General features: G+C 40.0%; 13 protein-coding genes, 2 tRNA genes and 1 pseudogene. 13 read left to right on the forward strand and 3 right to left on the reverse strand.

Annotation, left to right across the window (positions count from 1 at the left end):
- Nucleotides 1–231: 231 nt before the first annotated feature.
- From N9Y32_01545 to rnhB, 10 genes and pseudogenes are all read left to right on the forward strand, one after another.
- Nucleotides 232–308: transfer RNA gene (locus N9Y32_01545), tRNA-Met, on the forward strand.
- 234 nt (nucleotides 309–542) lie between these two features.
- Entirely contained in the window at nucleotides 543–1,004 is a 462-nt protein-coding gene (gene rimP / locus N9Y32_01550; protein MDB2589697.1) for a ribosome maturation factor RimP, read from the forward strand.
- A 9-nt stretch (nucleotides 1,005–1,013) separates the two neighbouring features.
- Nucleotides 1,014–2,489, forward strand: a complete 1,476-nt coding sequence (nusA, locus tag N9Y32_01555; protein ID MDB2589698.1) for a transcription termination factor NusA — start codon at nucleotides 1,014–1,016, stop codon at nucleotides 2,487–2,489.
- A gap of 55 nt (nucleotides 2,490–2,544) precedes the next feature.
- A complete protein-coding gene (gene infB / locus N9Y32_01560; GenBank protein MDB2589699.1) occupies nucleotides 2,545–4,986 on the forward strand; it encodes a translation initiation factor IF-2 in 2,442 nt (813 codons plus the stop codon).
- Between the two features lie 5 nt (nucleotides 4,987–4,991).
- Nucleotides 4,992–5,330: a 30S ribosome-binding factor RbfA gene (gene rbfA / locus N9Y32_01565; GenBank protein ID MDB2589700.1), complete on the forward strand. Its 339-nt coding sequence runs from the start codon at nucleotides 4,992–4,994 to the stop codon at nucleotides 5,328–5,330.
- An 8-nt stretch (nucleotides 5,331–5,338) separates the two neighbouring features.
- A complete protein-coding gene (gene truB / locus N9Y32_01570; GenBank protein MDB2589701.1) occupies nucleotides 5,339–6,250 on the forward strand; it encodes a tRNA pseudouridine(55) synthase TruB in 912 nt (303 codons plus the stop codon).
- 15 nt (nucleotides 6,251–6,265) lie between these two features.
- Complete coding sequence (locus tag N9Y32_01575; protein MDB2589702.1) at nucleotides 6,266–6,904, forward strand: hypothetical protein; 639 nt, start codon at nucleotides 6,266–6,268, stop codon at nucleotides 6,902–6,904.
- Between the two features lie 8 nt (nucleotides 6,905–6,912).
- Nucleotides 6,913–8,181, forward strand: a complete 1,269-nt coding sequence (gene purD, locus N9Y32_01580) for a phosphoribosylamine--glycine ligase (protein MDB2589703.1) — start codon at nucleotides 6,913–6,915, stop codon at nucleotides 8,179–8,181.
- 121 nt (nucleotides 8,182–8,302) lie between these two features.
- Nucleotides 8,303–9,560 (forward strand): annotated as a pseudogene (locus N9Y32_01585) (D-amino acid dehydrogenase).
- Nucleotides 9,561–9,575: 15 nt separating this feature from the next.
- On the forward strand, nucleotides 9,576–10,133 hold the full coding sequence (gene rnhB, locus N9Y32_01590; protein ID MDB2589704.1) for a ribonuclease HII: 558 nt from the start codon (nucleotides 9,576–9,578) through the stop codon (nucleotides 10,131–10,133).
- On the opposite strand, the gene N9Y32_01595 is transcribed toward rnhB, so the two are convergent.
- Together N9Y32_01595 and N9Y32_01600 are read right to left on the reverse strand one after the other, a co-directional pair.
- Nucleotides 10,130–10,876, reverse strand: a complete 747-nt coding sequence (locus N9Y32_01595) for a BON domain-containing protein (protein MDB2589705.1) — start codon at nucleotides 10,874–10,876, stop codon at nucleotides 10,130–10,132. The genes rnhB and N9Y32_01595 overlap by 4 nt on opposite strands.
- Nucleotides 10,877–10,882: 6 nt before the next feature.
- A complete protein-coding gene (locus N9Y32_01600) occupies nucleotides 10,883–11,254 on the reverse strand; it encodes a YraN family protein (GenBank protein MDB2589706.1) in 372 nt (123 codons plus the stop codon).
- Between N9Y32_01600 and rsmI the strand changes: the two genes are divergently transcribed.
- Nucleotides 11,253–12,083 carry a 16S rRNA (cytidine(1402)-2'-O)-methyltransferase gene (gene rsmI, locus N9Y32_01605; protein ID MDB2589707.1) on the forward strand — a complete coding sequence of 277 codons (831 nt, stop codon included), beginning with the start codon at nucleotides 11,253–11,255 and terminating at the stop codon, nucleotides 12,081–12,083. The two genes, N9Y32_01600 and rsmI, sit on opposite strands and share 2 nt — an antisense overlap.
- Before the next feature lie 9 nt (nucleotides 12,084–12,092).
- Complete coding sequence (locus N9Y32_01610; protein ID MDB2589708.1) at nucleotides 12,093–12,404, forward strand: (2Fe-2S) ferredoxin domain-containing protein; 312 nt, start codon at nucleotides 12,093–12,095, stop codon at nucleotides 12,402–12,404.
- Here N9Y32_01610 and coaE read toward each other — a convergent pair.
- A complete protein-coding gene (gene coaE, locus N9Y32_01615) occupies nucleotides 12,390–12,986 on the reverse strand; it encodes a dephospho-CoA kinase (protein ID MDB2589709.1) in 597 nt (198 codons plus the stop codon). The two genes, N9Y32_01610 and coaE, sit on opposite strands and share 15 nt — an antisense overlap.
- Nucleotides 12,987–13,059: 73 nt before the next feature.
- Here coaE and N9Y32_01620 point away from each other — a divergent pair.
- Nucleotides 13,060–13,136: transfer RNA gene (locus N9Y32_01620), tRNA-Met, on the forward strand.
- Nucleotides 13,137–13,258 lie beyond the last annotated feature (122 nt).

Raw genomic sequence — 13,258 nt, forward strand, 5'->3', positions numbered from 1 at the left:
CCGCGATTGGAAGTCTTTTGCACTAATGTTCCCCTTGTGTGTTTTGACCTTAGGGCTTGCTAACATTGTATTTTTCTTTACTTACAATAGACTCTATGTCAAACATTTACTGTCTCAGGGTTATAAAATTACGGTACACGGCGTTAGTGGTGTCAATCAATCTTATTTGTGAAAAACCGAAAATTAAGCTGGACAAAAAAGCAAGGATAGAATATAATCACGCCACTTTAGTGCGGGGTGGAGCAGTTCGGTAGCTCGTCGGGCTCATAACCCGAAGGTCATAGGTTCAAATCCTGTCCCCGCTACCAAATTAAGTCTTTTTTGGTTTTTTATGACCATTAAAGCAAGCAAAGACCCCCTTTTTAGGGGGTTTTTGTTATGTAGAAAAAAACGATTAGCAAGAATTAGGCAATAGGCGCCTCTATGTAAATAGGCAAATACCTCAGTAGTTTAGGCAGGTTTTTGTTATGTTTAGAAAGTGCACGGTAAATACCTCAAAAGGATTTTACTATGCAAACAAAGGTTAAAAAGAAGCAAGATAAATGGCAAAAATAACAGAAAAAATTACTAATTTGATTAGCCCTGTACTTGAAGATATGGGGTATGAATTAGTGGGCGTAGAATATGCTGCTGGTGGCAAGCATACTATTTTGCGAGTTTTCATTGATACAGATAATGGTATTGGTATTGATGATTGTGAAAAAGTATCACACCAATTAAGTGCCATTTTTGATGTAGAAGACCCAATTGCAAGCCAATACAATTTAGAGGTATCTTCGCCTGGTATTGAAAGACCCCTGTTCCATATTGGACACTACCAGCGTTTTCTTGGCAGTGATGTTAGCCTTCGTCTAGTTAGGCCAATTAATGGTCAACGTAAATTTAAAGGGGCAATTGGAAGCGTTAGTGAAGTGAACCATGCCATTGAATTAGTAACAGAATTAGGTCCAATTACATTGGATATTGATATGATTGAAAAAGCGAACTTGATCGCTGATTTTTAGGAGAAATACATGGACGGTAAAGAATTATTTTTGATAGTTGAGGCAATCTCTAATGAAAAAAACATCTCAAAAGAAGATGTGTTTGAATCATTAGAAGAGGCGCTAGCAGTCGCTACAAAAAAACGTAAAGAGATAGACGCTCATGTAGAAATTGACCGTAAAACCGGTGAATTTCACACATTCAGACAATGGATGGTAATCGACGATAAAGAAAACTTTGTAGATGATGATGGTACACCATTTGATTCAGAACTGCATATTTATGAAAAAGATTCTAATGGCATTGCCGTTGATGATTTTGTGCGTGAGCCAATTGAAACTGAAGAGTTTGGTCGTATTGCAGCACAAATTGTTAAGCAAGTTATTATTCAAAAAGTTCGTGAAGCGGAAAGAGAAGTTATTGTTCATGATTACACCCAACGTGTTGGTGAAGTCATTATGGTTACCGTGAAGCGTGTCGACCGTGGCAATGTTTATGTTGACATGGGTGGCGTTGATGGCATGATTTCTAAATTTGACTTAATTCCTAATGAGTCAGTTCGTAAGAATGATCGATTAAGAGCTTATATTAAAGAAGTTAAATCATCGGTTCGTGGTGCGCAAATTTTCTTATCGCGAACTGTTCCTGAGATGATGATTCAATTATTTGAAATGGAAGTGCCAGAAATATCTGAAGGTGTTATTGAAATTATGGGTTGCGCTAGAGATCCTGGATTGCGCTCAAAGCTTGCGGTTAAAGCAAAAGATAAGCGCTTAGACCCAATCGGATCTTGTATTGGTATGCGTGGTGCACGAGTTCAAGCGGTTTCAAATGAGCTTAATGGAGAGCGTGTTGATATAATCCTATGGGACGAAGATCCGGCGCAGTTTGCTATTAATGCAATGGCACCAGCAGAAGTAAGTTCTATTGTTGTTGATGAAGATCGTAACTCAATGGATATTGCAGTTGACGAAGATCAGCTAGCTTTGGCGATCGGTCGCGGTGGTCAAAATATTAAATTAGCAGCACGCCTAACAGGTTGGAAGTTAAATGTTATGTCAATAGCAGATGCTAATGAAAAGCAAGCTGAAGAAACGCAAAAAGCGAGTGGCAAACTGGCAGATAAGCTAGGTGTTGATAGCGAAGTAGCCAGTGTACTATTGGAAGAGGGTTTTACGAGTGTTGATGATATTGCAGATGCAGATGTGGCACTTCTAGAAGGAATTGAAGAGTTTGATGCTACGATGGTTGAAGAATTACAAGAGCGAGCTGCGGATGCACAGTTAGTGCAAGCCCTAGGTGATGCCGATGCTTCTGAAGCATTAAGCAGTGTTGAGGGTGTGGATGCTGATTTGGCAGAGGCTTTAATTGAGGCAGAGATTACTACGGTAGATGAGCTCGCAGAGTTGTCTATTGACGAGTTGCTTGAGATTCAAGTTATGGACAAAGAAAAGGCCTCAGGTGTTATCATGACAGCAAGAGAAAACGAAGGGTGGTTTGATTAATAACGGATATTAGTAAGAAACGTTCATTTAATCATTATAAAAACAGGCAAGCATTATGGCACATACAGTTGAAACATTATCCAAACTACTGAAAAAGACACCCGATGAGGTAATCACAATTCTGACGAATGCCGGAATTGAGGGTAAAAAAGCAGACTCTGATATTTCCGCCGAGGAAAGAAAGGTTCTGATGGGTAGTTTGTCTAAGCGCTCTTCAAGTAAATCTAGCATGTCGGTTTCACGCAAGCCTAGTAGCAAAACAACGAGCGGGAAAAGTGGCGGCGTTCAAGTTCAAATTAAGAAAAAGCGTGTTAAGCAAGTGTCTGTTGAAACAGAGACTATTGTTAATGAGGCGGCTCAAGCAGCACAAGCTGCCCTTGATGCAGGGCGTGATGCTGATGAAAAGTTATTAGCTCAAGATGCAAAACGTTTAGAAATGACTCGTTTACAAAAAGAGCAAGCTGAGGCTTTAAAGGCACCAAAAGAGGTGGCTAATGAAGAGAAGGAAGCTGTAAAAACGGAAGAAAAGCCTGCTAAAGCTGCCAAAGAAGAGAAGCAAACAGATGAGAAAAAACCTCAAAGACAACGTGCTGCGCCGAATAACAAGGCACCAGGCCGCAAACAACTTCATGTAGCTAGACACAATCCAAATCGTAAACTGAAAAAGAAAGACAGAACTCGATTAAGCCAAAAAACTCAAGAAGAGCAAGCACAACATGGTTTCCAAAAGCCTGTTGAGAAAGTCATGCATGATATTGCTGTTCCAGAAAATATCAAGGTAAGTGATCTTGCCCAGAAAATGACGACTAAGGCTGGTGAAGTCTTAAAAGTGTTAATGGGTATGGGTGTTATGGCCACATTGAACGATGTGATTGACCAGGACACAGCTTTATTAGTAGTTGAAGAGATGGGCCATGTTGGTATTGCCAGCGTTGAAGAGACTGTTGAAGATACATTGATTGAGAAGTCAAAGCCAACCGGCGATCAAAGTGCTAGACCGCCTGTTGTTACTATTATGGGCCACGTTGACCATGGTAAAACCTCTCTATTGGACTACATTCGTAAAGCTAAGATAGCTGACGGTGAAGCTGGCGGAATTACTCAGCACATTGGCTCGTATCAAGTTAGTACTGATAATGGCAAGATTACGTTTATTGACACCCCAGGACACGCAGCATTTTCAAAAATGCGATCACGTGGCGCTAACGCAACTGACATTATTATTTTAGTTGTGGCTGCGGATGACGGTGTTATGCCGCAGACAATTGAATCTATTAAGCATGCTAAAAAAGCGGGCGTACCAATTATTGTTGCTATTAACAAAATTGACAAAGAGGGCTCAGATTTAGAAAAAATTAAGCAAGTGCTATCAACCCATGACGTAATCTCAGAAGACTGGGGCGGCGATGTAATGATGGTTCCAGTATCAGCGCATACTGGTGAAGGTATTGATGCATTGCTTGAAGCGATTACGTTAACTGCGGAAGTGTTAGAATTTTCAGCAGTGGTTAATGCGCCAGCAAACGGCACCGTTTTAGAGGCTCGTCTAGAAAAGGGTCGTGGTAAAGTAACGACAATCCTAGTGCAGTCTGGTACTTTAAAGAAAGGCGATATTATGATTGCTGGTCTAGAGTACGGCAAGGTTAAGCAAATTGTAAATGACCAAGGCAAAGTTCTTAAAGAAGCCGGCCCATCTACACCTGTTGAGGTTCTAGGTTTTTCAGGCGTTCCAAACTCTGGTGATGAAGTTTTAGTTGTTGAGAGTGAGCGTAAAGCGCGTGAAGTTGCAGACTTTAGAAAAGCTAAAGAACGTGAAGCAGAATTACAAAGACAGCAAGCTTACAAGATGGAAAACTTCTTACAAAAAATGGAAGAAGGTCATGTTTCAACCGTTAATGTTTTACTTAAATCTGATGTTCGTGGTTCAGCTCAAGCATTGGTCGAGGCTTTAGAAGAGTTATCAACTGATGAAGTCAGAGTAAAGGTGGTATCGAGCGGTGTTGGCGGTATTAATAATACTGATATTAATTTAGCAGCAACTTCAGAGGCTTTAGTGCTTGGTTTTAATGTTCGTGCCGATGCAGTAGCTCGTAAAACAGCAGATAGTGAAGGTGTTCGCATTGAATATTACTCAATCATTTACAACCTAATCGACGATGTTAAAGCTATCATGAGTGGCTTGTTAAGTCCTGCATTGAGTGAAAATATTATTGGTATAGCAAACGTGAAAGATGTATTTAGATCACAAAAATTGGGCGATATTGCTGGCTGTATGGTTGAAGAAGGTACAGTTAAGAAAGACTTGCCGATTCGCGTACTGCGTGATAGCGTTGTGATCTTCGAGGGCGAATTAGAGTCATTAAGGCGTTTCAAGGACGATGTTAAATCCGTAAAATCTGGTACTGAGTGTGGTATTGGTGTTGCAGGTTATAACGATGTTCAGCCAGGCGATCAAATCGAAGTCTTTGAACGTGTTGAAACCGCACGTAGTCTATAGCACTTATGGAACAAAAGGATTCCTTTAGAATTGAACGTATTAACGAGCTGGTTCGTCGTGAATTAGTGACTTTATTAAAGAACGAAACTAAAGACCCTAGGCTATCTAGTGTTGTTATTACTGATGTATTAACCAGTCGCGATTTGAGTGCTGCCAAGGTTTACTACACAGTATCTGAGCAAGATCAGAAAGAGGTTGAGATATTGCTAAATAAAGCCTCAGGATTCTTTCGCTCTCGTCTTTCAAAAACAATTGATTTGCGCCATACACCTGCGTTGAGATTTATGTTTGATCCTGCACCTAATAACGGTGCAAGAATCGATGATCTACTTTCTAGACTTTAAATTTAGCCATGTCAAGGCGCAATCCTAAAGGCCGAGACATTAATGGTATTGTCTTGTTAGATAAAGACACTGGCCTTAGTTCAAATGCCGCCTTACAAAAAGTTAAACGACTTTTCTTTGCTAAAAAAGCAGGGCATACTGGTAGTCTAGATCCACTTGCTAGTGGCATCCTTCCGATTTGTCTGGGGCAAGCAACCAAGGTAGCTCAATTTTTATTGGATGACGATAAACGCTATTTTGTGCGCGCTAAATTAGGTGAGAATACCGATACTTACGATTGTGAAGGTGTCGTGATTACATGCCAACCATTTGAACAGCTGAACCAAGATGAAATCATGGCGGCAGCGCTGAGTTTTAAGGGTAATATTTTGCAAGTTCCTCCAATGTATTCAGCGCTCAAAAAGGACGGACAGCCACTATATAAGCTCGCTAGACAGGGTATTGAAATTGAGCGCCCTGCTCGTCCAGTGACAATCCATGATATTAATTTTATTAGTTATGAACAAGGAGTTATAACCTTGGATATTAGCTGCTCTAAAGGCACTTATATTCGAAGTTTAATCCAAGATATTGGCGACAAGCTAGGTTGTGGTGCTCATGTTATTGAGTTGAGACGCACAGGGTTTGCACATCTTGACATTAGTGAAACCATTAAATTTTGTGAATTAGAGGCGCTTGTTACTGAAGATTATCGCCAGCTAGATGCGCATATTTTTCCCAGTGAGAATATGCTGCCCAACATTCAAGATGCTTCGCTAGATGTACAACAAACTATTGACATTAAATTCGGACGAGCTATTAAGTCAAACCAACTGGGAGAGCAGCATACGGTTAAGCTGTTTGACCCAGATCATGAGTTTTTAGGGGTGGGAGAATTATCAAAGGATGGTGTCATTGCACCCAAACGTCTTTTTGTTTAATCTATAATTTAGCGCATGAATACTGGAGATAATAAAAAAAGCGCCTTGGTCGGCTACGGGTTTGACGAAAACTTAATGCGAAGTGTTAAGGGAGATGAAGGCTTAAAAGACAGCGTTTATAATCGAGAGCGGACACAAAGTATCGTTGATGATAATATCGAAGAGCTTCTGGATGTGGTTTTATTTTTATTACTATCAACTGGTATTTATCGTATTGTTATTGGTTTGAATAACGGCGAAATTAAAACCTCTTCTGTTTTTGATCCGTTTAATGTAGAGATTCATCTTGCCGAAGACTTGTTGGTGCCTGATTATGTCTTTAATCATTTTGGCATGATTGCCTTAGACGAAAAAGAGGCATTAATTAAGCGCTATTATCAAATGCTTGAGCATGATCCAGCGTTTGGCTATTTGTCTGACGAGTGGCAAGCAGCTTTTCATCAGCGCAGTAAAGACATGAAGCAATTGACTGATGAAACTGAGCTTAGATATATTGTTGACCACATCCCAGCACTAAGAAATTTAGATGGTTATTATTTGCGCTCAGCCGTGATTAATTTATTTAACTCGACTATTTCTATGTCATTTAACTGTGACGGTACACAGATTATGTCGCATAAGAAATTTAGAGAGTTTATCGAAGAATACGTATAGGAAAGAATATGAAGGTTTTAGTAATTGGTGCTGGCGGCCGCGAGCATGCCTTGGCTTGGCAGTGTGCTAAGTTTGACAATATTAAAGAAGTTTTTGTAGCACCGGGTAATGCAGGTACCGAGCTAGAAGACAAGCTCACTAATGTTAATATTGACGCTGAGGATATTGACGGGCTGATTAAATTTTCCCAAGATAACCAAATTGATATTACTATTGTTGGCCCTGAAGCGCCATTAGTAATGGGGGTAGTAGATCGTTTTCAAGCGCAAGGATTGGCTATTTTTGGTCCAACCCAAGCCGCTTCACAACTAGAAGGATCAAAAGCATTTTGTAAAGATTTTTTGTATCGAAATAATATCCCGACCGCCTACTATGATGTCTTTACTGAGGTTGATCCTGCGGTTAAGTATGTGCAAGAAAAAGGTACACCGATTGTTATTAAGGCGGATGGTTTGGCTGCAGGCAAAGGCGTTATCATTGCCAATACAGAAGCTGAAGCGGTTGTCGCTATTAATGATATGTTAGAGGGAAACCGATTTGGTGCAGCGGGTTCACGTGTAGTTATTGAAGAATTTTTGGTGGGCGAAGAAGCAAGCTTTATTGTTATGGTTGATGGCCAAAATATCTTGCCAATGGCAACTTCACAAGATCATAAGGCCCGTGACAACGCCGATAAAGGTCCAAATACTGGAGGCATGGGTGCTTATTCTCCAGCGCCAATTGTGACCGATGAAATTTTTCAAGATGTTATGAATAGCGTTATCCGCCCAACAGTTGATGGCATGTCATCTGAGGAAAATTCGTATACAGGATTTTTATATGCTGGGCTGATGATTGACCAACAGGGCAATTCAAAGGTACTAGAATACAACTGCCGTTTTGGGGATCCAGAAACTCAGCCAATCATGATGCGCCTTAAATCTAACTTGGCAGAATTATGCCTACTAGCAACTCAGGGCAAACTGGATAAAGCGAATATTGAATGGGACGCACGCTCAGCCATGGGCGTTGTACTAGCCGCCAATGGCTATCCTGATGCTTATCCGTCTGGCGAAGTCATTGGATTACCATCAGATACTATTGATGCTAAAGTGTTTCATGCGGGTACAAAAATAGATGGTAATGACGTAATGACAAGCGGCGGGCGAGTTCTATGCGCAACTGCCCTAGGTGTTGACACTAAACAGGCGCAATCAAATGCTTATCAACTGCTTGAGAAAATTAACTGGCCAAGTGCTTACTTCAGAACTGATATCGGCTTTAAAGCTATCAAGTAATAAGTACACTTTTATGTATCAAATGGTGCATTAAATAAGTCGTCAAGTTTGTTTTTTTGCTCTCTAAAAGTGCACCATATTTTGCGCTCTCAAAATCGCATTGCTTTGCTATAATGATCTTATGAAAATTTTAGTTGCAGGTAGCGGGATCATTGGAGTTAGTTCAGCTTATTATCTGGCTAAAGCTGGTCATGAGGTGATAGTTGTTGACCAGGAATCTGCGTCAGCACTAAGCACCAGTTATGCCAATGCGGGTCAGTTATCATATGGAATGTCATCTCCTTGGGCGGGCCCTGGAATTCCATTTAAGGCTATGAAGTGGTTGTTGGCAAAATATGCACCTTTAATTTATCAATCCTAAGCTTACTTTTTTAACGATAAAGTTTTTATTTAAAATTTTAAGGAATTGTACTGTTGGTCGATATGAGATTAATAAATCTCGAATGGTTCGAGTATCAAAATACTCTCAGCAGGCTATTGCTGAGATGGTCAAAGAATACGATTTTGATTTCGAGCTAAGAAGTCATGGCTTGTTGCAAGTGTTTAGAACTAAGGCCCAGCTTGAGGCATCCAAAAAAGATATGGCGGTTCTAGATACTTATAATGTTAAGTATAAAAAGTTAAATGTAGAGGGCTGCATCAAGGTTGAACCTGCACTTGCTCATGTTAAGGATAAGATACTTGGTGGCATACACTACCTTGAGGATCAAAGCGCTAATTGCTTTTCATTTACTAATCACTTAACTCAGGCATGTAAGAATTTAGGCGTTAAGTTTGACTTTAATGTCAGTATTCAAAAGATTAATTATGAAAATAAAAGTATTGTTGGCATTCAGACGGATAAGGGTCTTTATCAGGCAGATAAATATATTATCGCCTTAGGTAGTGAGTCGACTGATATCCTTGCCCCGCTTGGTATACATTTGCCTATTTATCCGGTTAAAGGCTATTCTATTACTATGCCGATTAAGAATGATGCCGATGCCCCACAAGGCACACTCATGGATGAAACTTATAAAGTAGCTATTACACGACTTGGCGATACGATTCGTATCGCAGGTATTGCAGAACTCACAGGCTATGATAGGAGTTTGTCAAAATCAGGGGACCGTATTACTCAATTTGTTCTTAAAGATTTATTTCCAAAAGCATCTGAGCAAGTAGAAGATGACCACCTTTGGGCAGGTTTGCGACCAATGACACCTGATGGCACGCCAATTATTGGAAAAACACCTTATGATAATTTATTTTTAAACACCGGACATGGAACACTCGGATGGACTATGGGCTTAGGGTCGGGAAAGCTTATTAGTTCAATTGTTTCTGGAAAGGCGCCTGAGATAGATATCGAGGGGCTCGATATGTTTAGGTATCAATAAATATTGCCAGTCCAAATGATTATTATTGGTGTGGATGAAGCAGGTCGTGGCCCATTAGTGGGAGCAGTGGTTGCGGGTGCAGTAGTACTGCCAAGTAAGTTTGAGTTGCCTGAGCTCACCGATTCAAAAAGACTTAGTGCGAAGAAGCGTGAAGCCTTATACACACTTATTACTGAGCAATGTCAATGGGCGGTGGGTGAGTCTAGTGTGCAAGAGATTGATGAAATCAATATTTTGCAAGCTACAATGCTGGCGATGAAGCGCGCTGTAGAAAATCTCAATCTTAAATATGATCAAGTTTTAGTCGACGGCAACCGCTGTCCTGATGTGCAATATTGCACGGCAATCGTGAAAGGGGATTTAACAGAACCTGTTATTTCAGCGGCATCCATTATTGCCAAAGTTACGCGTGATAGGCAAATGCTGGAATTAGATAAGCAATATCCTCAGTATGGTTTTGCCCAGCATAAGGGCTACGGAACCAAGATACACTTAGCGGCCCTCAAACACCACGGCGCCATTCAAGGCCATCACCGAGCTTCATTTGCCCCAATTAAACATTTAATTGGTTAAAAAGGTGTGCCTTCCATGGTGCTACCACCATTCAATTCTTGAATTTGGCGTTTTAATTCTGATTTTTTAGTGTCAAGCTCTGCTTGTTTTTTTAATAGTTCAGCTTTTTTCTGTGCCGCTATTTCCCTTTGTCGATCGCGCTCAATTTCGGCTGCTGGACGAGTCTTTAAGTATTCAAAACGCTTAACAATTTTTTTGGCCCATTTAGCCTTGGAGGCAACTTTAACCGCTTTTTGTGCTTCACGCTGTGTCACCGCACCCATTAGGTAGACCGTTTGGTTTTCAGTCATCACCCTAACAAGGGTTGGGTGAAACACTTCTTGTTCATGAAACAAGGTCTCCACTTGTGCAGTGATAGCTGCATCTTTAGAGCGACTTAATAATCCGCTGTTTGGACCAACAGTTATTTCGTTAAAAACCTGCTTGATTTTTGGATCTTGAATTTGGGCCTGTTCAATTGTGTACTTAAGTATTGCATTACTAGGCACTTCTCCAGTAATTAGCACGCTTTTTTTATAAACCATAAAGTTAAGATGTACATCCTTTAAGGCGCTATCTTGGCTTGGCCATGCGAACATTCTAAACATAATAGTCCTATCGTCTAGCACTTCACCTGCACTTCGCCTGTCATTGGCAGTAGTAATAATGGTACTAATGGTTGAAGCGCCTTGAAGAGCAGGCAAGCAGCCTGTTAGCAGGAGTGAATTAGTAATTAATATAGTGGCAAGCAGTAATTTTTTCATAAATAATTAGCCGTCGAAGGCGTCCTTAATCCAGTTGATTTTAGGATATTTTAAATCAGATTCTAGTCCTACAACATCAAACCGACAGATATATTCATCAAACTCATCATGTTGTTGCAAGTAGCGTTGTGCGCTGCGAATAATTTTTGTCTGCTTACTAGGAGTTATGGTTTCAATAGCTGATCCAAACAGCGTATTTTTTCGATAACGAACTTCAACAAAAACCAATACTTGCTCGAATTTATCAAGCATAATAATATCTATTTCACCAACCTTGGTAAGATAATTTTGTTCAATTAACGTTAGACCCTGCTGAATCAGATGTTTCAGTGCAATGTCTTCTGCTTGATTGCCAACTTGTCTTTTAATGCTAAACATGATCGGAACGCTTTATATTGTCGCCACCCCTATTGGAAATCTAGATGATATCACTTTTAGGGCAATTGAAACTCTAAAAAATGCAGACGTTATCTTGGCAGAAGATACACGTCATTCTAAGCGCTTGCTCAATCATTACGATATCAAAACTGATTTACGCGCTTTTCATGAGCACAATGAAACGCAAAAATCCCAGTTGGTCATTAACGAGCTTCTCGAAGGAAAAAATATGACACTCATCAGTGATGCGGGAACGCCACTCATTAGTGATCCGGGCTACATACTGGTACGTGAAGCCAAAAAAGCCGGTGTGATGGTCTCACCTATTCCGGGTGCTAGCGCAATGATTAGCGCCATGAGTGTGGCTGGTATTGCCAGTGACCAATTTGGATTTTTTGGTTTTTTACCTAGCAAAAAAGCTGCTAGAATTAAAGCTATCCAGGCTATTGCACACATTGATCAAACTGCTATTTTTTATGAATCACCCAAGCGCATTTTAGCGTGTGCACATGATTTACAAAGCGTTTTGGGCGATGAACGGATTGTGTGTTTTGCCAAAGAGCTTACCAAATCTTTTGAAACCATTAAAACTGACACCTTACCCGGTTTGATTAATTATCTAGAACTAGACCAAGCGCACCAAAAAGGCGAATTTGTGGTTTTAATTTCTAGTATCGATAAAAATAACAAAGTTATTGGTGAGGAACAATTAGACAAAATACTGCCTATTTTACTGATGGAAATGGGCGCTTCAAAAGCCGCCAAGCTGGCTGCAAAGATTACCGGTATTGACAAAAAGTATTGCTATCAGCGCGCTATTGACTTATAAGGGATTAATATGGATTTTTACACACGACACATTTTTTTTTGTAATAATATTCGTGAAGACGCTAAATCTAGTTGCTCGCAACTTGGCGCTAAGCAGATGTATAACTACGCTAAAGCCAAGTGCCGGAATGAGGGTGTAATTGGAGAGGGGAAAATAGGCGTTAGCGAATCACGCTGTTTAGGCAGGTGTGAGCATGGGCCGGTGGCGGTTGTATATCCGGATAATGTTTGGTATCAATATATTGACGAAGAGGATATTGACGAAATCATTGATAAGCATCTCATCGCTGGAAAACCTGTTAAACGCTTACAGATTGACTAATTTTTGATATAAATTTTGCACTTTTTGCTTTAATTCGAAAATTTCCGAATTATTTTCAATCACATCAATGGGTAGCTGATCTGCTAGTTTTAGCCTATTTTCTGCACTTGTTTGTGCAGAAATAAGCGATTTTGCAGTATTTTTATCGATATTTTCACGATTTATTAGTCTTTTTAGCTGTTTTTGTTCATTACAATCAACAATAATGGCCCTATCAAACAAATAAGCTAAGTTTTTTTCAAATAATAGCGGAATTTCTACAATAATAATCTGTTTTTTACTATTTTTTATCATCATTTGCATTTTTTTCAATATTTTTGGATGCAAAATATCTTCAATGAGCTGCTGATTAGCTTTATTTTTAAGCAAAATTTTTCGTAAAGCCTTGCGATTAAGGGTTTTGTCAGCATTAAGAACGCCTTCACCAAAGTGTTCAATCAACTGGCTCAATCCCTTGCTATCAGGTTTGACCACTTGACGAGACAGTTCATCAAGGCTGATAATCTCAGCCCCAAGAGTTTCAAGAAGTTGGCAGACGTTTGATTTACCGCAGGCAATCCCGCCTGTAAGCGCTATTTTCATGTGTTTGATTTTAGCAATATTCTGCTTTAGCTATTGACAACTTATGCAAATATATCGATAATACACGCTCTTTGGTTATGTAGCTCAGCTGGTTAGAGCACAGCATTCATAATGCTGGGGTCGGTGGTTCAAGTCCACCTATAACCACCATCGATTTTAATACCCCTCTTAAGGGGTATTTTTTTGTCTTAATTTTAATAAGATTTATTTCAGATGGCTTCGATCTTACTGCTGATCTAGATTTAAGGTAGAGGGATAATGCGCAATATTTG

The organism is Candidatus Thioglobus sp., assembly GCA_028228555.1.
Lineage (GTDB): Bacteria > Pseudomonadota > Gammaproteobacteria > PS1 > Pseudothioglobaceae > Thioglobus_A.